Below are 22,033 nucleotides of genomic sequence, written 5' to 3' on the forward strand. Positions count from 1 at the left end.
TGAGTCTGTAGTGAGTCTGTTATGAGTCCGTACTGTCTCCGTTAAAAAGCCTGTTTTAACGGAGACAGTATGGCTTTATCATGCATCTAATCCCTATTCATTCCTTAGAATAGGTATTGGTAAGGTAAATACTGATAAACTAAACTCCCTATGTCTTTTCCTCTTTTCCAACAATATAAAAAGAATTACTTCTTATATATGTCACATCATAAGGCTAGCTATTAGTGGATGTTTTAATATAATGCCTTGTACATAAGTATATCTTTGTATTTGATTATTATCATAACATCATTGCTTTTCATTGTATTAAAGCCTTCAACATCATTAAAAAGATTAGTCTTTAAATCATTATACTGAATCTCAAATTCAGAAAGATCTATTAAAGAATCAGCGATAATGAATTTATAATAACATTGTTTATCTATAATAACTCTATGTTTGAATAATTGTAGTATTCCATAACTTTTCAAATAGCTATAGTTATATGTGTAAACATAAAAATCTTTTTTCATTTGATTTACGAAAACAAGTTGAGGTTCAATTGTTTCTATGAAAGTTTTATTTGTTATAGCTTTTTCTTTTGGAACACTATTTATTTTTTGATTTTGAATAAAAAAACCATTAGGATCAATAAGAATTGAACTAATAAAGTATATTATTAGAACTAAAGCGCTATATGAAAATATTTTTAGTTTTTTATTTGGTATCATTTTATTGGTCGCAGACTGTAGTTAAAACTATGCACTTTAGTGCATTTAGCTTTCAGCTTCTAAAAATGTTTACCTTTGATATATGGAATATCAACGAACCGGAGGACATAGTGTATCACGTTTAACTGCCCATATAGTATGGGTGACTAAATATCGTTATCCAGTATTGGAAGGAGATATTCAGATACGTTGTCGTAGTCTGATCATTCAGATTTGTGAAGCAGAAGATATTCAAATTTTAAAAGGTGTAGCATCAAAGGACCATGTTCATCTTCATATAGAATATCGACCATCTCAAAACATAAGCAATATTGTCAAACTCTTCAAGGGTCGTACCTCAAGGAAACTCCAAATAGAATTTCCTGAGTTGAAGCACAGATACTGGGGACGTCACTTTTGGGCAATAGGCTTTGGTTGTTGGAGTACAGGAAATATTACTGATGAAATGCTAAATCAATATCTTGAACACCATCGTAAATCAAATGATAACGGAGGTAACTTTATACTTGAGTAAGTAGCTCCACCCAGGCAGACTTTAGTCTGCTTTAACAAACTATGGACTTTCAGTCCATAGTGGTTTATTTAGTTAATAGATTAATTGTTAATTTACCATCAACAGGTTCTTCATTGTTTTACGCTCACTATCTTCGAAATATGAATTTGGTCAAAAGTAGCTGAATCAGCAACATTAACATTATTTGTACAGTAATTTATAAGATTAGAACAATCCTCGTTTAGTTGTTTATCTTTTCATTTTGATAGGTAAATCGACCTCCTTCTACTGAAAAACATGTCCAATCCTTTTTGTAATACCCTTACCATTGTATTGATACTTATAGTCTTTCATTAAAGTACCATTCTTCTAATTATACTCCTTATGAGCTAATCCAAAAGGATAATTGTTTGTTTCTTCTATAATCTCATTGCTTCAATTATATTATTTTTACTCTTATCACTATAAGACAACCTTAGATTGTCTAGATGACCTTTAAATTGATATGCATAAGTATTAGCATTTAAAAAGTCTTCTGCTGTAGGTAAAAACTCCTTTCTCTGTTACTCTCTTCTGTGTTTTCTCTCCTAAGGGAGTATAAAGATACTCTATTTTACCAGGCCTAAAATCAATCTCAACAGGTAAATTTAAGTGATTGCACTTAATATTAGTTGTTTTTTTGTGTTTATCACTTGTTAAACTACTATCCTTAATTATAATTCATTAGCCCATCTATGTGATATTGTCTACTTTTGCAACCCTTAAAAATAGGTAAGCACTTATAGTATGAACATTATCACTTTCGAAGAAGTATTTAGAGGTAAAGTCTTTCGTATTCCTGATTATCAGAGAGGTTACTCGTGGACGAAGAAGGAGTTAGAAGAATTGTGGGGAGATTTGAACAATACTCATCACAACCGCAATGCTTTTCATTTTACGGGTATTCTTACGGTGACTGACTTCAGCAAGTTTGATACCGAATGTATTAGACGCGAAGGGTTTGTGGTAAGAGGAGGAAAGTTAGTGATAGAAGGAAGTGACTATGAGGGCTTTAATATTGTAGATGGGCAACAACGTCTGACTACGATTCTGATCTTGTTGTCAGAATTGGTGATGGCACTAGAGGATAGTCCATTAAAACAGAAGCTTACTGAACACTATTTTAAGGTTAAAGAAGCAGATGGTTATCGCTATATTTTTGGTTACCACGTAGATGTGCCTTCTCATAATTATTTAATCAGAGAGATATTTAACGACACTGATTATGAGGCAGAAGAGACCGAAACCTTATACACGCATAATCTATCTTTCGCAAAAGCATTCTTTAGTGAGCGAATTAAAGCATTTACAGAGGTTGAATTAGTTTTTTGGATAGAGAAGCTCACAAAGCATTTATTGTTTTCTATATTAAACTTAAATGAGTCTAAGGAGCGTCCATTAGACGTATCCATGGTATTCGAGACGCTAAACTTTAGAGGGAAACAATTATCAAGTTTAGAACGTCTGAAAAATAGGGTGCTTTATATCGTCTCTAAACAATTGACAGTAGCGAGTACGATAGATCGCAGTCGTAAGAAAGTTAATCAGAGTTGGTTAGAAGTGTATAAATGGCTGGGGCGAAACCCTACACAGGCCATGGATGACGATGCTTTTTTGAAAGCATTTTGGTTATTGTACTTCTCTCATTCTAAGATGGTATCTACAGATTTTAAGTCTTATCAGAAGCATTTGTTTACCATCGACTTTCAGCTAGATCAACAAGAGATGGGAAGTATAAATTACGCTGATTATAGCGAGCTTACCCAATGGCTAGAAAGTATGCGCAAGGCAGTAGCGCTGTGGTATTTTATTAATAATCCTTATGCTGTAGACACAGATGAAGACTTTGTGTATATGACTACCCCTGCGATACAGAAGTCATTACTAAGACTGTCTAATTTCCCTAGAGGATACGGTAAGTATATGCTTAACCTAGTATTGGCTGTATTGATGAGAGATTTGCCTGTGAAGGAAGATCATGGACTATCAGACTTTGAACTACAAGAACGTTTGGTTAGTATAGAGCGTTTGTTCTTTGCGATGGAACGCCATAATATCATGTGCTTTTTACTACAGGGAAACAACTCTACGCTGAATGTAGAGGATACTTTCAGAGATATTAATTTTTACTATCTACGTGGACGTGCGCATAATAATGAATACTTGTTCAATGTGTTGATGGAGAGTAGAGTAGAGCACTTCAGATGGAAAGAGGTAATTCGTCATATCCATAAGGGAGGACGATTTAAGACTTGGGCAGGGTTAGACTATTTCTTAAAAGGCATAGAAGAGAGTATGGGAGGTTTATTAGAACAGACCGAGCCTAAAGTGTACTTAGTCTATCCAGAGGAAGATGATTATGAAGTAAGAAGTACGTATAAGGATATTAATACTATGCAAAAGGTCAATCGTGACCGTTATAGCCATTCGATAGGGAATATGTTTTTAGCATATAACCGCTATGAAGCGAACCCTTTTGACAAGATACAATACAAGGTACAGAATGCTGTAAAGCATGAGTATCGAGTTAGTAAGTTAGAGTTAGACCTTTTAGAATACCCTACCTGGACTAAGGAAAACATTGAAGCTAGAGGACGTAAGATGATGGAGGCTTTCATTGAACATTGGGAATTACCAATGATTCAAGAGACAGAGATGAAGAGATTGTTACTAGATGAAGTGTGATTTTAATTAGGAATTCAAAATTAGGAATTAGGAATGTTTGGCTTTCGCCATAATGTACTTAGATGATGAGATATACTTGTGTTGATGCAATAGTCTAAACAACATCACGCCTTCACGATTTCACAATATCACGTTCAATATAACAAAAAGACAAAATTATATAAGCACTTTATGTTTGAGTTCAATTAATTTTGCTTCAAATAAGTAATGAAGATGATGAACTTAGCATATAAACCAACTGTATATCACTATATTTTAGCATTTGTATTCATACTACTGATGGTGTGTGGAGCAGTGTATTTTCAGGATCCAGAGATTGTATTACCAGAGATAGCAGCGCTAGCTGTGGGACTATGGGTATTCCAAGAAAAAGCATGGCTGAGACAGCCTGATAAGATATTTATTCTTCCTTCACTAACAGCGTTAATGGGGTTTGGGCTAAATATGTTAGCTATTCCTTATATCTCTAAGCTGTTGATTGTATTGCTACTGATGTTAGTGCTGATGAAAGTAATTAATTATAGTTTGCCTCCTGCATTAGCTACAGGTTTTCTTCCTATTGTGACTAATGCTCATGCGTGGTCATTTATCTATGCTATATTGGTAACTACTTTTGTACTGATGATTGTGGTGTATGCACTAGATTTAAATAAAGGGATTGACTCAAAAGGGAAGGTCAATACGAAAAAGATGTATCCCTATATGGCTATTAATCTGTTGTGGATGGTAGTGGCTTATTATTCAGGTAACCAGCAGATGGCTATTATCCCTCCTATAGCAGTAGTACTATACGAATCTTTAAATATGAAGATGTATTCATTGAAGATCATGGTTAAGCAAATCGCTATTCTTACATTAGCTATTAGCATAGGAGTGGTATTATATCAGTATATCGAGAACTGGTTGGTGCTCGCATTTCTATTGTTGATCATGATGTATGGTTTGTCTCAACTATTTCAGATGCGAGTGCCTGCAGTATATGCGTTTCCATTTTTAGTTTATGTATTTCCAGCAGAGAAGGTGATGAGTTTGCCTATCGCTACTTTTGTTGTAGCAACATTTTCATTTGGAGCTGTTTATATTTATAGAACATACTTATCTACTAAGGTAGCAACTCAGCCTGCAGACGAATAATTCGCTGATAGATATACAAAACAATTGATTTATAAATGAAGTTGCTCAAAGCAGATAGGCTTTGGAGTAACTAGTTATTTATAAAATAGCAGATTGGGCAGAGCAGAGTTTTTAGGGTTGATACAGAATAGGTCTTTTCTAAGAAAAAGAGTACTTTTTAGATAAAGTAATGGATGTATGTTACAAGATAGAGTTACTCAGCTTTGGGTAAAGTTATTTGGAAAGCGCATTGATATCACCCAGACGCCTTGGATAGAAGGAGTCATAGGTGATAGGAAGATTATAGATAAGTCTTATATTGACAGATTAGCTGGTCAGTATGATGTAATTATTAATCAAGCTGGAAGTGGACTTATAGAAGATATCAATAGACTAGATTTTACAGCATCAGAGCGCGGTAGATTACATCCACAGATCATTGACTTCTACACCCATACATCAGATTACGACTTTGAGGTTTGGTGCGAGTGGAAAGGAATCTTTAAACCCTTTGGTACGTTATTAGGATGGTTGTTTAGTAAGAGATTACAGCAACTGAATATACCCACCAATACTAGGAGTCTAGCCAAAGGGCTAAAAAGCGAAATAATAAAACTTCAGAAAAAAGAACAAACGGTCTGGACGATTTGGTATCGAAAGGTCAAAGAAACAGGTCAAACGTTGTTCTCAGGTATTTATACACATGCTTATCTTCCTAGTAAGGATAAAGAATTGTTTAAAGTAGTTTTTCCGTTGCCCAATGGCAATGCCACAGTACTACTCAATCAGGAGGTTAAAGAAGATGGAAGTTTACTCCTACAGAGCAATGGTAAGCAATTTGGCGATGTAGGTTTTTACTTTTATGTTACGAATCACAAAGGAAAGCATTGGGTGAAATTTGTTAGAGCTTTACATGAGAGCCTTCATATGTATGTAGATGCCGATGGAAAGCTACGAACAGATCACAACTTTAGTTTTTATACCATTCCGTTTTTAAAACTACACTATAAGATGCAACGCATGGAGAACTAATGAATCTAGTGTATTTTCTGAATTATAAACTCAGTCTGTAGATGTATAATTAATCTTCTTTATCTTACTATCTACAGTTATAAACCGTGTAGAATAGCTGATACATATTAGTTAAAAGACCCTTTTAGGATGGAAAAGACTTGTATGGGGCACTGATATATCACAGAGATAGAAGAGGTACTATCTTCTCGGTAGAGTAGTATGATAGTATCCGGACTAGTATTTATCTTAAAAGTGGTCTTGTGGTGATCCAGTTAGTCCTTCTAGTTTTGTGGCTTAAACGAACACAAAATGGAACAACTATTAGAAACTATTGTAGCGAGCGATGAGCTACATAGCAAGTGGTTAAATGCCTTATCCTTTATGGAGAACACAGGAGCGAGGAAAATATCCGCTTGTGAAAATCCGTATCAAGTAACCTTCTTACAATTAAAACATGCAGCAGAAGAACATAGACATGCTTATTACTTAAAAAAACAAATTAAGAAACTACAAGTTTGTTTTCCTGAGCACTATGATACCACTAGTTTATTAGCACCTATTCAGACTCAACAGTATCTACAACGATTAGATGTGTTCTGCGTTCGATATCTAAAAGAATCACTTGGACTAAGTGAAGCACCTCTAAAATTTGCAGCTTATCTATTGGTTACGTATGCTATAGAGGTACGAGCGGACAAATTATATCCTATTTATCAAGGTGTTTTAGATCGTTCTGGTTCTAAGGTCATGGTCAAATCAATTATAGCAGAAGAACAAGGGCATCTAGAAGAGATGATTTCTCAGTTAGAGATGTTTTCACCTGATTGGCAATACTATGCTGATATCATTGTAGAGTATGAAGAATCGCTTTGTCAAGAGTGGATGGAGGCTATTGCTAAAGCGATTAATTAAGGTATGAATACACTACCTTATAATCTACAACAGCGATTGTCAGAGCGACTTCACGACCAGAACTATAGAAGTCTACAGCTTAGGGATACAACAGCAATAGACTTCCTGTCGAATGACTATCTAGGATTGAGTAGAAATAGTGCTTTTCAGCAAGTTTTATTAGATATGGTAGTAGATAATCCAGCTTTGTTAAGTGGAAGTACTGGATCTAGATTAATCAGTGGAAATACAAAGGAGGTAGAAGAAGTAGAAGAGTATATAGCAACTAGGCATAGCGTAGAGGGAGCACTTCTTTTTAATTCTGGTTATCAGGCTAATTTAGCTCTACTAGGTAATCTACCTACTACAAGAGATACTGTTATCGTAGATGAATGGATACATCGGTCTGCGCACGATGGATGTCTATTGTCAAGAGTGAGAAAATGGAAGTTCAGACACAATGATTTAGAAGATCTAGAGCGCCTACTTAATAAGGCAACAGGAGATATCTACATAGCCGTAGAGAGCCTATATTCTATGGATGGAGATTTAGCTCCTTTAGAGGAGTTAGTAGAGTTGGCACAACGTTATGGCGCTTACTTAATAGTAGATGAGGCTCACGCCATAGGAGTATACGGCCTAGGTAGAGTACATTCTTTAGGATTACAGGCTGGTGTATGGGCTACTTTAGTGACCTATGGCAAGGCGATGGGAGTACATGGAGCTGCTGTGCTGGGAAGTAAGATGTTGATAGATTCTCTTATAAACTTTGCTTCTTCTTTTATTTATAGCACAGCGCCTAATACTTTGATGGCTGTGAGTATTAAGCTTGCGTATCTTTTTCTAGAGAAGCATCTTATGCTATCACTACAATTAGAAAGTGTTATCAAGACTTACGCAGAAGTTGCCCCTAAAGGAATTGTACTCACTCCAAGTCCTATACAGGTGCTTACCCTTAAAGGAATTCGAGATATTCCAAGTTTTCAAACAGACTTATTGCTCCACAACCTTAATACTTATATCGTTAAGGCTCCTACAGTAGCTAAAGGTACAGAGCGTATGAGGATCTGTCTACATGTCTTTAATACAAAAGAAGAAATGAATTTATTATTTGAAATTATAAAAAGAAATGACACAACCCCTTAAACTATTTGTAACTGGTATTGATACAGGAATAGGTAAAACAGTTACTTCTGCTATTCTAACGCATTATTTTAAGGCTGATTACTGGAAGCCTATTCAGTCTGGAGATCTACATGAGTCAGATAGTATGAAAATACAACAGTGGAATGAGCATGTGACTATTCATAGAGAAAGGTTCAGCTTACAGTTACCCGCTTCACCTCATGAATCTGCAGCTAAAGAAAATGTAAATATGCAATTAAGTGATTTTACGCTACCTGACACTGCGAATAATCTCATTGTAGAAGGAGCAGGGGGATTGTTTGTTCCGATTAACTCTTCTACTTATATGATTGATCTGATTCAATATTTAAAACTTCCTGTCGCATTAGTCACTAAAAATTATTTGGGGTGTATTAACCATACAATGTTATCGATAGAGGCTTTGAGAACAAGGAATATTCCTATTGATTACCTTGTGTTAAATGGAGAGTTTAACCCTTATTCATTAGAGGCGATAAAGAACTTCATAGACAGAGATACACAATTAATTCACATACCAGCATTAGAGGAGATTACTAAAGAGGTAGTTATGTTAACAGCACTTGAATTAGCAAGTGATTCATCACAAAAATAAAAAATGAAAAATAGACAAAAGAATTTAATAGAACGCGATTATGCTGTGAATTGGCATCCTTATACTCAGATGAAAACAGCTCAGAATATTATACCTATTGTAAGAGGAGAAGGGAGTTATCTGTACGATGCAAATGGTAAGAGATATATAGATGCAGTATCTTCGTGGTGGGTAACCTTACATGGGCATTCGCACCCTTATATTGCTCAGAAAATGACCGAACAATTAACTACTCTAGAGCAAGTAATCTTTGCTGGGTTTACTCATCAGCCTGCTATAGAATTATCAGAGCGATTATTAGGCTTATTACCATCTAGCCAGACTAAGATATTCTATACAGATAATGGTTCGACAGCGATAGAAGTAGCTTTAAAAATGGCTATTCAGGCTAATTATAATAAAGGAGGTAAGAAGAATAAAGTCATTGCTTTTAAAAATGGGTATCACGGAGATACTTTTGGGGCAATGTCTGTGAGTGGTAGAGGGATATGGACAGACCCTTTTGGCGATATGTTGTTTGAGGTTTTATTTATAGATGTGCCCACAGCAGAGAATCTAGAGAGTATAAAAAAGACCATCGACACGCATGCAGAAGAGACAATCTGTTTTATCTATGAACCCTTAGTACAAGGGGCAGGGGGAATGTTAATGCATCAGCCAGAACACTTATCAGCGTTAATGAACTATTGTAAAGAAAGGGATATACTCTTAATCCAAGATGAGATATTCGTAGGGTTTGGGCGAACAGGACAGCTTTTTGCCGCTAATCACCTTAGTGAGTCGCCTGATATTATGTGTTTTTCAAAAGGGCTTACAGGCGGTACTTTACCTTTAGGGATTACTACTTGTACAGAAGATCTGTATCAAGCATTTTATGCAGATGATAAGACTAAAGCACTATTTCACGGACATTCTTTTACGGCAAGCCCTTTAGCCTGTACAGCAGCTTTAGCAAGTATGGATCTCTTGTTATCTAAAGATACACAGGATCATATTAATCGTATTGTAGAGCAACACAAAGGGTTTATACAACAATTAAAACAGCATCCTAAAGTACAAGATGCGCGTCAATGCGGAACTATTTTTGCGATGGAATGGAAAACAACAGAATGTACTTCTTATTTTAGTGATATGCATGATATATTATATCCTTTCTTCTTAGAGAGAGGAGTCCTGATGAGACCTCTAGGTAATATCATCTATCTAGTGCCTCCATACTGTACGACTGACGAAGATCTAGCGTATATATATAGCTGTATATTAGAGGCTTTAGAGATGATATAACTGTTCTGTATTAGGTGTCAAAACAAAAGAAACAGGTCTCTCTAAAAAGAGTAAAAAAAGCTTATAAATTTAAGTTTTTTTTCACAGTTCCTTTGATAAATTTGCACCGCTTTTAGCACGAGGAAAAAGAGACGTAAATTGCTTGGCATCATTGTTGTTTTATCGAGTACCTAAATATAAAATAGGAGGATATGATAAACAGTAGTTTATTGATTGGTGTATCTGTATTAAGTATGTTAGTGTTTGCAGGAAATTATAGTTCTGTAACTTATGCTACCTGTACAGGATCTTCGAATTGTAAAGCGTGTAAAAATTGTAAATACTTTAAGCACTGCTCTCAGAAAGGAAATAGCTGTGGAGTGTGTAAGTAGATGCATTTTTAGTACGTAGTACATGGCTAGGGCAAGGTCTTACATAGTTTGTGGTATTTTAAATAGGATAATGAAACAAATAATTCTGTTGTTTGCAAGTATGACATTACTGTTATTTGCTTGTAAAAAAAGTGCCGGGTCACACGGTTTTACCATTTATGGTGAGAGTGACTATTATAAAGATGGAGTGTATTGTGCTGAGGTGATGTATGAAAACCCTTATACAGAGAGTAGTAGTACTTATCAGGTAAGTGTAGAGGTGAAGGATGGAAACTTAGTACATATCAACTGGCCTAGTGAAGGATGGCTAGACGATGTGAACTTCTCTACTTAAAACATTACAGATGGGGAGTGCTCATTTATGAGTGAGAGAGGCTATAGATATACTATCACTCTAGGAGGGTTAGGAGGAGAGTGTTATGATGATAGTGAAGAATTGCAGAATCGCGTGAATGAGGATACGGCTCAGGCAACTTGTCCTGAATGTGGAGAGATGAGAGCTATACAAGAGAAACACTGCGTCTATTATGCTAATAGCATAATCCTAGAGAATAATTGGGATAGACACTTTTAGTAAAACAGTATAAGAAGACTTATTTATAGTGTAAGCAAATTATGAATCGTATTTAAGAAAAGAAGATGAAGATCATAGGATGGGGGGGGATTATCGCGATAGCGGTTCTCTTTTTAGGGATGTGTATTGGTGGACTAAATGGTAATACACCTGAAGAATTGTTGGTTCTATTAGCTCTATTAGGAGTGATATTAGGTGCCTATCTTATCTATAAAAGTCAACATAAGGAATAATATAATTAAAGAAGCCGATAGAATCATCTATCGGCTTTTTGTTTGAAAAAGGCGTTTTTTGATTGTAGAAACGCGAGATTAATACTATTTTTAGTAGTTTAATTGATTGAATAGGATTTATAAGATATGAATGTAAAGTACTGTTTGCCTAGAAAAGAGCTCAGAGGTATCGTAAGTAGATTCTGGCATGGAGAAGTAAATCTAATAGAAGGGGAAGGGCTGTATCGCATAATCGCTTCTGGAAATACAGGGATCATTATACAGCTGTTTCAGAATCAATCAGTATTGTACAATAAGGAAAATCAAAAGGCTTTGCCTAAGTCTTTTATCTATGGTCAAAAGAGCGATAATCCTTGTCTTAATTACTTTGCTCATAAAGCTACTGTACTAGGAGTAGACTTGCATCCTACTGCTTTTAAAAAGATATTCGGTTTTCATACTACAGAATTGACAAATACGCTAGCAGATGCAGAAGATCTCTTGCCAAGTGAAGTGTGTAGACAACTTTATGAAAGTACATCTACCCAAGAGGCAATTAAAATATTAGAAAATCACTTCTTAAGATATGCTATAACATCTTCTAATCAAGAGATAGAGTACATCATACAAAAGCTAAATAAGACTTGTGAATTAGCTAATACAACGAGCCTAGCAGAAGAAGTGAATATGTCTAGGAGAAGTTTTCAGAGAAAGTTCAAAGAAGTAGTAGGTATAGATGCTTATACTTATAGTAGAATCATGCGATTTCAGAAAGCATTACACTTTATGCAAAATAGTCAAGCTACCTCATTAACTCAGGTAGCGTACGAGGTAGGCTATGCGGATCAATCTCACTTCGGGAGAGAGTTTCGGGTATTTGTAGGAGATTCACCTAAAGCATTTCTTCAAAATAGCCATTTTATGGATACTCCACAGATAGATATTTCTATACCCTTTAGAATAATTGGCGTAGAGTAAATTGGCGTTATCATTCTATTTTTTGACTTGAAATAAGTTGAATTTTGTTCAATTAAAATTAGAAAAATAGTATGATGAATGTATATCACTTGAATGCTGTAGAGATTAATGCTCCAACAGGAGATAGAGCCATTGGGCACTGTACAGTTTTAGAAATAGAAAATAAATTAGTTCTACTGGATGCAGGAATAGGAGTACAGGACAACAATCCTGTGCAATCTAGATTCTCACCCGAATTAGTAACAGCTGTTGGGCTTCGATTAGATCCCTCTATGGCCATATATGAGCAGTTAAAACAACGAGGACTAGATCCTAGAAAGGTAACGGATGTGGTGGTATCTCATCTAGACTGTGATCATATCTCGGGTATTGTAGATTTTCCGAACGCTTCTATACATGTTGCCTCTGAAGAGTATCATAATTACCAATCTGACAATCCTCGATATGTAAAGACGCTTTTACTCCATCAACCTATTATAATGCAGTATAGGACTACAGGAGAACAATGGAGAGGGTTAGAAGTAAGAAGAATACAAATAGAAGGAGTAGAGTTGTATTTGACTCCATTGTTTGGACATACTTTAGGACATTGTGGTATTATTTATCAGGTAGAGGAGAAGTGGTATTTTTATATAGGGGATGCTTATTATTTAAGAGAAGAACTCAGTAATCCTAATCATCCTGTACACCAATTGACAGAGGCGAGAGCAGATAACAATAGACTGCGATTAGAGTCATTAGAGCGTATAAAGGAGTTTATAACTCAGTATCCAGAAGTAGTGGTGTATGGCTATCACGATATGAAAGAGTTTTTAGAAGTATAGTATATAAAAAAGCACCTCAATAGTTATACTGAGGTGCTTTTGATTTTATAAAGTAGTGTTATTCTGCAGAATAATCATCTAAAATGTCTAAAGAAGGCACGAAGAATAACGTTCCTGATATGGCTTTACTAAAGTCTAATATTCTATCATAGTTACCTGCTGGTTCTCCAATAAACATATTTTTAAGCATTTTTTCTGTTGTGCTGAAGGTAGAGGCATAAGAAATAAAATAAGTTCCTGCTTGTCCTTTAGAAGGATTAGCATAGGGCATATTCGCTCTAATAATTTTTAGTTCATTACCGTCTTCATCTTCTATTGCTGTAAGGGCAGTATGTGAGTTGGCAGGTTTTTTATCTTCTTCCATCTCTATATCTGTAGCTTTATATCTACCGATTACTTTCTCTTGTTCTTCTGTAGATAAATTGTCCCAATCTTTCATAAAGTGAATATACTTTTGGACGAATAAGTAACTACCTCCTTTGTATTGAGGATCTTCGTTTCCTACGATTCCGAAGTTATCTCTGTCTTCTCCGATAGGGTTTTCAGTACCATCTACAAAACCTATGATTGCACGACCATCCCAATATTTAAACCCTTGTACTTCATCGATACAGTCTGCTACAGGCAGTAGGACTTTAGATATCGCCATGGCCATATCATAGCAGATAGCAGGATTAATAGCGCTCAAGTGTAGGTGTAAGTCTGCATCTGTAGATACAGCAGTATGTTTATCTCCTTTGATTTCTTCAAAAACTTTTAATTCCTTCGGCATTGGAGTAGGTAAGTCTAGCTTTAACCAAGCGTTATGACTTACTCCTAAGATACAACTAGTAGGTCCAGCGTTTACTCTAACTTTAAATGAATTGTTTAAGTTATTGACTAGACCACATAAAGCCTCAAAAGCTTGTTTTATTTCAGCTCCTTCTTTAAATTTCCAAACTGAAAAAATAGTATTGTTATTTGGATAATCTGTCACATTTTGTGCTTTTTGACTCATTTGTCTTTCTTTTTAACGATTAAACTAACTGTGTTCTGTAAAGATATTTAAAATTTTGTCAATAGGTCAAGGATAGGGCGGTATTTAAAAAGGTTTTAAAAATGAGGGTGTATCTTTGTTAGAATAATTGAACACACTAGTGACATGATAAGGACAAGTTAAAACTTTAATACCTTTATCTAGTTATGTTAGTTTTGTGATGGATATAAGAGAAATATGGATATTATTTTATGGATTATAGTTAGTGTGGCTTTTATTGGGAGTATCGTTATGTTTATTCCTTCTATTATGTCGATTGCATCTCCTAAGTCTAGCGTTGTAGGACGAAGATATTATTGGTTAGACAAGGTATCTAGAGTTTTTTTTATATCTGTACTTTTTTATCCTCTATTATTTCTGATAGCTGTATTGTGCTACCGTTTTTTTGATCTAAAGGTTCTCCCTTGGTTATTTGGTTATGTAGTAGTCTCTGTTATTTTATTTATTATTTGGAGTAAGTTAGATCGGCTAATAAGGAGGTGATTTTTTGTGAAAAAATAGAGAAAAACGAGGATTATTATTGGTCTTAGATACCTCTTAAACCCTTGTAGTCTCTAGGAAAACGTCTTCTTTAATAGTACATATTGCGAATATTTGTTGTTATAAATGTTAAAAAAACTTTTTAACATTTCTGTAAAATTTAGTGTTTAGTTGTTTTTATTTTGAAGAATAGCTTTGTGTTTGATTTAGTTTATGGATATTGTTTATAATAAGATTTAAAAACGTAGAGCTTATTAATTATTGTCACATAACGCGAACCCTTGGTGTGTGTGACTTTTTTGTACCTTCTCATCACAATATGATAAATTATAAGGTTTTTAAAAACGTCCTTTTTAACAAAAATAGCTATATGATACAGGGAGAATTCAATAAAAGAGTCAACAAAAATAGCCTTGTGAAACTGTTTTTCTTTCTTCTAACTGTTTTTCTTCTTTTGTGTATTCCTTTTTATAAAGAAATGCTTTTGGATACATCGTTTAATTTTTTCCCTTTAGTAGCTAATATTATTTTAGTGTCTTTATTACCACTTTTTACTTATTCTTTGGTGAAAAGAGAGGCGTATAAACTAATTGTAATAGGAATTGTATTTTTGGTTGTAAATCTTGTAGAACATCACTTTAATCTATTGGAGATTTCTTTGTTCAATCTTTATTGTGTGATGTATATTTTGTTTTTTTATTGTTATGCCAAAAAGATTACCATAAAGAATAGATTTCAGAAAGGGTATACATGCTTTATTAATTACTTTCTTATTTTTTATGTTGTACTTCTGAACGTTGGAATCGTTTTTGATAAGTTCTATCACAGTATACATGCCGAGCAGATTATGTACTTTAATATAGGTATTAAGTTGATTATCTTATTTATAAGTATGCTTACCTTATGTTCATACGTGATAGTTGTACTTGTGAAGAGTAGTAGAGTATTAAGAGAAGATACTGTGATACAATTAAAAGAGTATTTGAATTTTAAATAAACAGATATCATATATGTAGATCGGAAGCTAAATAGAAGTAGTCGTTTTTTCATTCACAAAGGAATGTGAAATACCCATCTTAGAAGATAACCAGTGTGTTTAATTTCTAGTAGAACTTTACATAAATTATATAAGCTCCCCCCAAGCGTTTAAATTATGATTTTATTATTCTTAATAGTATTACTTTTTGTTGGTTATGTCCTTGTTTTTAGCCATAATATGTCTAAAGAGATTGGCGATAAAAAGGTGTTTTACCTCTCTTGTATTCTTGTTATATTAGCTTTTTTAGTTTACTTCATTAAACGTGATAAAATTGCTTTAAACTTTTCTTTTGGAGCATTTTTAGGACTGACTATAGGTCCACTTTTACTATTGTTATTAAAGGATAAAGAGAGTAAGATATACTATCACTTTTTGCCTCTTATTGTATTTTCATTAGTTGATGTTATTAGCTTTTTTTTCGTACCTAGTTTTTATTGTTGGTATTTACCATTCTTAGATGATATTCTTTTTGCAACAGTAGCATTGAGCTGTATAATCTATGGTAGTTATGGTTATCTTTATGTAGTTCGAGAGGAACTAAGTTTTGAACACAATAGTATTGTGATTTCTTATATTGTATTATTATTTAGTTGTGCTTTCTTTTTTGGTCTGCTTTTTTTTAAATCTCCTAAAGTATTAGATATAGATTATGTGTATATGATATATTGCTTCTTCTTGATAGGAGTGGCTTTGCTGACAGAACTCAATGTTGCTCTAAACTGTAGACAACAGAATGCTAATCCACGTGTTTTAGATCCAAGGGAGTATCTTATAAAAGGGGAGGGGAAGCAAGTAGTCTGGTCAGAATTTGTACAAGAGCTACCAGACGAACATAGAGAGAATAAGAAAGAAGTAGAACACACAGAGAAGCAAGAAAGAATAGATGTTATTCGTCAGAAGTTGTCTAAAAACCTGATAGAAACCAAACTTTATTTAGAGCCTAATCTGACCATAGATCAAGTGGCGACTGTCATTCGTATTAGTAAAAAGGAATTAACGGATTACTTTAAAAAGGGTAATTCAACTAATTTTAGAAAGTATATTAATCGGTTAAAAGTAGAATATGCAGTTAATCTAATTCAAGAAAAAAATAAGGATATCACGGTAGAAGAGCTTACATTTTATTGTGGATTTAATACTCGATTATCTTTTTATAGAGCCTTTGTTCAATGGTATGGTTTTCCACCTTCAGCATTATTAGATAAGTAGGTAAATTTTTTTAATGTATCAAAAGCGATATTCGATATAGAGTATCGCTTTTGTTTTTAGCATGTTTTTTTCGTTTTTTGATAAAAAAGTAGTAAACAGTGTCTTAAGATACTAATATCTACTTTTAGACTAGTTCTATTATATAGAAACTTAAATAATAATGTTTTTAGTTGTTAAAAATATAAACTATGTAACCATAAGCCATACTTTTTTAACACTTGATATTCTTAAAGTATGTACCATTAGGCTTTAGATGAGGAGAGAGAGTTTTTTTTGATACATGGAATTAACATAAGGCTTCTAGTTTTGTTTTTCAAGTTTAAGTATATAAACACTCTTCAAATCCTATTTATTTAGATATTCATTTTTGTTAAATGTAGTTGAGTTTTACACTTTGGATAGTTTGTGGGCTAAAAAGAATATTTCAGAATCTTTATTGTGTCTATCAAAGTGATCAAAAAAAGTGAGGGGTTTTTTCTTTAAAAAAGATTTTATGTACAGAGTTTAATTGTTTCCCTATTTACAATTTATTATGGTTCTACTATTTTTGATTCTCCTTTTTTTTGTTAGCTATGTTGTTCTTTTTAGTTTTAATAAATCAAAACGCAATATAGATAAGAGGATTTTTTTTCTATGTTGTATTTTAGTTCTATCCTCTTTTCTAGTGTATCTAATAAAGAGAGATAAAGCTTTTTTTGACTTTCACTTAAGTGCTTATTTTGCTTTAACGATAGGCCCTCTATTGTTTTTACTATTATGTAATGTCTCTATTAAGGTATTATGGCATTTATTGCCTTTTATATTTTTTCCAGTATTCTATTTGTTATCTAAGCTATTTTTTCCTTATTCTGAATATTTACTTTTTTTAGATACGATACTGTATGTTTTGATAGCAGGAAGTTGTTTGTTGTATGGAAGTTATGGCTATTTATATATGATAAAACATGAATTAGAGTTTAAGAAGAATAGTGTGATTGTGAGTTATATTTTATTAGTGTTAAGTTGTTCTTTTTTCTATGCTGTACTGACGTTTAAGCCTATTGGAGTTTTTGATGTCGATTATATTTATGTATTCTATTGTCTTATTTTGCTTATTGTTGCCTTTTTAGATGCAATGAATAGTTATATAATTAAAAACTACAAAGGAAGGTTAAAGATAAAAAGTGAAACAATACAGTTATTAATAGGAGAGCCAGAAGAACCAAACTTAGCAAGTCAACCAGAGCTTGACGGGTCAGAAGTTGCTATAGAATATAGCGAAAAAGAGGTAATAGAGGTTTGTTTGGATACAAAGGAACTTCAATTTACTTTGGAGAAAGAACAGCGCATGATGGTTATTCGTCAGAAGTTGTTTGAACAACTGATCGAAAGTAAGCTTTATCTGAATGTAGATTTAACCTTGCAAAAGCTTTCTGAAGTATTAGAAGTAGATAAGAAGGAATTGTCAGAGTATTTTAAAGAATCTAATTCTGTAAGCTTTAGACAATATATAAACCGATTAAGGGTAGAATATGCAGTGGGCTTAATTAAAGAAAAAAATAAAGATGTGACAGTAGAGGAATTAACGAGTTTTTGTGGTTTTAATACCAGATTGTCTTTTTATCGCGCATTTGTACAGGTATACGGTTTTCCTCCATCAGCTTTGTTGAGTAAGTAATGAAGATTTTAGATAATTGTTTTAGAAGTATTGCTTCTGAAATAATAAAATACTTTGGATTTTAAAAGATAATATATGTTAAAATAAAAGATTAACATATGTATTTTTAGTTTTGTTTTTAATGTATTTTTATGTGTTATATTGTTTTTTTTTAGTTGTGTTTTATTGATATATATTATTTATTAACTTTTTAGTTTCTTCATTGTTTTTGATGTCTACTTACTAGTTGTTCGCATAAAGTGACTTTTTGATAATTTTAAGTCTTAAGTTGTACAGGTGTTTATTTAATGTGAATTATTGTGTTTAAAAAAATATATGTAATGCGACTTATGTTTGTTAATAAAATAGCTAGAAAAGGTTTATCAGAGTACATAATTTATGTACTATTACTGGTTTTTATTACTTTCTGTTTAGTTTTCTGTACAAGTACGATAGGATGTATGGAGTTTAATATTTTTCCTTGGATGGGTAGTATTATCTTAACTTCTCTTATTCCTATAACTAACAATAGAACGGTATTGTCAGAACTATACAGTATTTTAATGTTGGGATTAGCTGTTATTATTATACATACATTTTTTCATTTAGAGATTTGGTTAGAAGATTCATTGTTTAACTTTTTTAGCATAATATATCTCTTGTTTTATTTTACTCGCATTAGTAGAATTAAAATTGAAGATAAAGTACATCGTGGATATATTCATTTTATTAATTTCTTTTTGTTGTTTGATTTCATACTTTTTAATGTTGATTCTTTATTAGGTTTGTTGTTCAGAGAGACTATAGCGTTACATATAAAGTATATAGATATAGGAATAGATGTTGTTATTCTATTTATTTCTTGTATTACTCTGTTTACTTTAATAATCAATAAACTAATATTTAAAAAAGAGTCATTCACATATAAAATATCGAGTAAAACGGATCTAGATGTAGAAGAAGTAAAAGACCAAATAATTACTAATCAACCAGTAGTAGCCTTTACAGAAGAGGAGGTAGTAATTGCAAAAAAGATTGCTGATTTTTTTGAACAAGACTTATCTTATTTAGAAAATGATTTTTCTTTGAGTAGACTATGCGAATTGATAATTGAGGATAACAGAAGTACGGTTAGTAGGGTAATTAATGACTGTTTAAATACAACATTTTATAAATTAGTAGGCAAATATAGGGTAAACCATGCCCTTAGATTATTAGAAAGGAAGGAAAATTGGACCCTTGATGTAGTAGCAAATAGTTGTGGGTTTAAATCTGTAAATACTTTTAAAAAGCATTTTGTTGATTGTGTAGGAATAACACCTAATGAATATAGAATGGTTGGTCTTTAGATAATACTCTTTTCGGATAATGCTAGAGCATAATTACATATCTCCATATAGCTTAGTTATAAAGTAACTCTGTAAGTTTAGTGTAGGGGAGATTTATCCTTATTTTAAAAGTAGATCTTAATTATATAAATGCCATACGGCTATCAATTTTTAATTGGTAGCCGTTTTTTGTATAATCTATTTTTTACATTGGAATAGCACAAAAAAAATCTAATGAATTGACTCGTGCTAAAAAGATTTGTTCGGGAAAAAAGGCTATTTGTTCGGAAAAACAAGGTGTTTTCCGAAGAGTTTCCGAACAAGCTCCGAACAAAACTTTTTTTATTAGAAAGTTTCTAGCTTTTTTATAACTAAACTTTTGTCTTGGTAGGAAGAATTATTTAATAGAATAGAGAAATATGTGACCTATTATCCTTGTCTTTTATTTTGAGAAAATAATATTATCACCAAATATTGGAACTGTCTTTTTTACAAGTAAACCAAACTTTTTTGATTATCCCTATCCTATTGTTAACCTCTCTTTTTGTACTAATCAGCTTTATTAATTAAGTAAAAGAGTACCACTCTTATGCAAAACTAAAAGGTAAAAGAGGAGTAGTGGTTAAATAGAGCTGACCTAATATTTCAAAACTAGTTTTGTATTTACTTTATTGATTTGTAGTGTGTTGTGTTTTTGTTTCATTCGTTAAACTACGTATCAATACGTTTCATTTAATCATTTTAGTCGATTTCTGATACAATTATTAACAATTGGTGCAAATATATTTGCTTGTCAATAATTTCTGAACAGGGAGTTAATTGTATTTCTATTCTTTAGTACTATTTACGGAATAGGATGTAGTAATATAAATCAAGTATTGTTAGGTTAAAATAAATTGTAGAGAAATATATGAAAAAAAGAGTACTATCTGTAGCTGCTTTATTAGTAAGTAGTTTTGCTGCTAATGCACAAGTAGGGATTGGAACTTTAACTCCAAACAAATCCGCAGAGTTAACTATTGAATCAACCAATAGGGGGTTATTGATTCCACGTATTGCATTAAAAGACAGTAAAGATGTTGTTACAATTAGCGAATTTCCTAAAAATGGAATTAATAGCATGCTTGTGTACAATACTGCTACTGTTAAGAATGATTTGAAACCAGGATATTATTATTGGTATATCGATAAATGGAATCGATTAACTACTGTTGTAGATATTCCTGATGCTGTAATTAATAATTACCAAGAGATTTTCAATAATAAAAATATTGTTGAAGAGATTACTAATATCGTTAATACAACTAAAGGTAATGTTGTTTATGAAGGTGATAAATTATACTACATAGGCGATAATGGTGAAAAAGTAGAAATAAAAGAGAAAGTTACTAAGATAGAGTATGATGAAACTTCTGGAGATTATATTTTCTATAACGAGGATGCAATTGATAGAAAAGGAAATCCTATTCTAAATAAAGGGTATAGAATTAAACTTCCTAAGAGCGTAATCAAAAACTTCAAGGAGATTATTAACAATGAAATAGTTAAGAAAGAACTGTATGAAGTAATTAACAACAGTTATGTAGGTGGGAATGTTTATTATGATGGAAATTCATTTACTTATGTAACAAAAGAAGGAGAAGTAAAGAATATCACGTTTAACGATATCGTTAAAGGAAATGAAACGGTTACTACATTGGTGGATAATGGTAATGGAACATTTACATATACAAATGAAAAAGGAGATGCTGTTACTATTGATTTAAAAAAGGGACCTAAAGGAGACAAAGGAGCTGATGGGAAGTCTGCTTTAGAAATTTGGCAAAGTTTACCTGGTAATGATGGAAAGGATGGAGAAGCTTTTATAGCAGCTATAAAAGGAGACAAAGGAGACAAAGGAGATACAGGCTTCAAGTCAGAGTCACAACCAGGTCAGACAGGAGAACCAGGGAAACCAGGTGAAGCTGGAGGACCAGGTGAAGGAGTGACTATCGTACACAATGATTCAGGTGTATGGGTATATGATCCAACAACAAATACATGGACAAATATCTTAGGTCCTAAAGGAGAAAAAGGAGACAAAGGAGATACAGGCTTCAAGTCAGAGTCACAACCAGGTCAGACAGGAGAACCAGGGAAACCAGGTGAAGCTGGAGGACCAGGTGAAGGAGTAACTATTGTTCACAATGATTCAGGAGTATGGGTATATGATCCAACAACAAATACATGGACAAATATCTTAGGTCCTAAAGGAGAAAAAGGAGACAAAGGAGATACAGGCTTCAAGTCAGAGTCACAACCAGGTCAGACAGGAGAACCAGGGAAACCAGGTGAAGCTGGAGGACCAGGTGAAGGAGT

Annotated in this window: 19 protein-coding genes and 1 pseudogene; 18 read left to right on the forward strand and 2 right to left on the reverse strand. The window is 33.1% G+C overall.

The genetic code is table 11. From position 1 onward, the window contains the following. Positions 1–233: 233 nt before the first annotated feature. Positions 234–710 carry a hypothetical protein gene (locus AABL85_RS06630; protein WP_341309583.1) on the reverse strand — a complete coding sequence of 159 codons (477 nt, stop codon included), beginning with the start codon at positions 708–710 and terminating at the stop codon, positions 234–236. A gap of 82 nt (positions 711–792) precedes the next feature. Between AABL85_RS06630 and tnpA the strand changes: the two genes are divergently transcribed. The 14 genes from tnpA (at position 793) to AABL85_RS06700 (ending at position 12,947) form a co-directional block, all read left to right on the forward strand. Beyond that, a complete protein-coding gene (tnpA, locus tag AABL85_RS06635) occupies positions 793–1,224 on the forward strand; it encodes an IS200/IS605 family transposase (protein WP_341309584.1) in 432 nt (143 codons plus the stop codon). 765 nt (positions 1,225–1,989) lie between these two features. After that, positions 1,990–3,927, forward strand: a complete 1,938-nt coding sequence (locus AABL85_RS06640) for a DUF262 domain-containing protein (protein ID WP_341309585.1) — start codon at positions 1,990–1,992, stop codon at positions 3,925–3,927. 213 nt (positions 3,928–4,140) lie between these two features. Next, entirely contained in the window at positions 4,141–5,061 is a 921-nt protein-coding gene (locus AABL85_RS06645) for a hypothetical protein (RefSeq protein WP_341309586.1), read from the forward strand. A gap of 177 nt (positions 5,062–5,238) precedes the next feature. Then, positions 5,239–6,072 (forward strand): hypothetical protein, encoded by an 834-nt coding sequence (locus AABL85_RS06650; RefSeq protein ID WP_341309587.1) that lies wholly within the window; start codon positions 5,239–5,241, stop codon positions 6,070–6,072. 291 nt (positions 6,073–6,363) lie between these two features. Continuing rightward, positions 6,364–6,966, forward strand: coding sequence for a hypothetical protein (locus AABL85_RS06655; protein ID WP_341309588.1), 603 nt, complete (start codon positions 6,364–6,366; stop codon positions 6,964–6,966). A gap of 3 nt (positions 6,967–6,969) precedes the next feature. Next, positions 6,970–8,091 (forward strand): pyridoxal phosphate-dependent aminotransferase family protein, encoded by a 1,122-nt coding sequence (locus tag AABL85_RS06660; RefSeq protein ID WP_341309589.1) that lies wholly within the window; start codon positions 6,970–6,972, stop codon positions 8,089–8,091. Continuing rightward, complete coding sequence (gene bioD, locus AABL85_RS06665; protein WP_341309590.1) at positions 8,075–8,704, forward strand: dethiobiotin synthase; 630 nt, start codon at positions 8,075–8,077, stop codon at positions 8,702–8,704. The genes AABL85_RS06660 and bioD overlap by 17 nt, the downstream gene beginning before the upstream one ends. Before the next feature lie 3 nt (positions 8,705–8,707). Beyond that, the gene (bioA, locus tag AABL85_RS06670) at positions 8,708–9,988 is read left to right on the forward strand and encodes an adenosylmethionine--8-amino-7-oxononanoate transaminase (protein WP_341309591.1); all 1,281 of its coding nucleotides are present in this window, start codon (positions 8,708–8,710) and stop codon (positions 9,986–9,988) included. A gap of 191 nt (positions 9,989–10,179) precedes the next feature. Further along, positions 10,180–10,359, forward strand: coding sequence for a hypothetical protein (locus AABL85_RS06675; protein WP_006258155.1), 180 nt, complete (start codon positions 10,180–10,182; stop codon positions 10,357–10,359). A gap of 70 nt (positions 10,360–10,429) precedes the next feature. After that, a complete protein-coding gene (locus tag AABL85_RS06680) occupies positions 10,430–10,693 on the forward strand; it encodes a hypothetical protein (RefSeq protein WP_341309592.1) in 264 nt (87 codons plus the stop codon). Between the two features lie 27 nt (positions 10,694–10,720). Beyond that, entirely contained in the window at positions 10,721–10,933 is a 213-nt protein-coding gene (locus tag AABL85_RS06685; RefSeq protein ID WP_341309593.1) for a hypothetical protein, read from the forward strand. A 65-nt stretch (positions 10,934–10,998) separates the two neighbouring features. After that, entirely contained in the window at positions 10,999–11,166 is a 168-nt protein-coding gene (locus AABL85_RS06690; RefSeq protein WP_341309594.1) for a hypothetical protein, read from the forward strand. A 126-nt stretch (positions 11,167–11,292) separates the two neighbouring features. After that, on the forward strand, positions 11,293–12,123 hold the full coding sequence (locus AABL85_RS06695; protein ID WP_341309595.1) for a helix-turn-helix domain-containing protein: 831 nt from the start codon (positions 11,293–11,295) through the stop codon (positions 12,121–12,123). 71 nt (positions 12,124–12,194) lie between these two features. Further along, entirely contained in the window at positions 12,195–12,947 is a 753-nt protein-coding gene (locus AABL85_RS06700) for an MBL fold metallo-hydrolase (RefSeq protein ID WP_341309596.1), read from the forward strand. Positions 12,948–13,005: 58 nt separating this feature from the next. On the opposite strand, the gene AABL85_RS06705 is transcribed toward AABL85_RS06700, so the two are convergent. Further along, on the reverse strand, positions 13,006–13,944 hold the full coding sequence (locus AABL85_RS06705; protein ID WP_341309597.1) for a Dyp-type peroxidase: 939 nt from the start codon (positions 13,942–13,944) through the stop codon (positions 13,006–13,008). 1,672 nt (positions 13,945–15,616) lie between these two features. On the opposite strand from AABL85_RS06705, the gene AABL85_RS06710 reads away from it, so the two are divergent. From AABL85_RS06710 to AABL85_RS06725, 4 genes and pseudogenes are all read left to right on the forward strand, one after another. Continuing rightward, positions 15,617–16,711 (forward strand): AraC family transcriptional regulator, encoded by a 1,095-nt coding sequence (locus AABL85_RS06710; RefSeq protein WP_341309598.1) that lies wholly within the window; start codon positions 15,617–15,619, stop codon positions 16,709–16,711. A 934-nt stretch (positions 16,712–17,645) separates the two neighbouring features. After that, complete coding sequence (locus tag AABL85_RS06715) at positions 17,646–18,368, forward strand: AraC family transcriptional regulator (protein ID WP_341309599.1); 723 nt, start codon at positions 17,646–17,648, stop codon at positions 18,366–18,368. Between the two features lie 440 nt (positions 18,369–18,808). Beyond that, complete coding sequence (locus AABL85_RS06720; protein ID WP_341309600.1) at positions 18,809–19,696, forward strand: helix-turn-helix domain-containing protein; 888 nt, start codon at positions 18,809–18,811, stop codon at positions 19,694–19,696. 889 nt (positions 19,697–20,585) lie between these two features. Further along, positions 20,586–22,033: pseudogene (locus tag AABL85_RS06725) on the forward strand (hypothetical protein); the annotation flags it as partial.

This window comes from Myroides odoratimimus, from assembly GCF_038039805.1.
Taxonomy (GTDB): Bacteria; Bacteroidota; Bacteroidia; order Flavobacteriales; family Flavobacteriaceae; genus Flavobacterium; species Flavobacterium odoratimimum_B.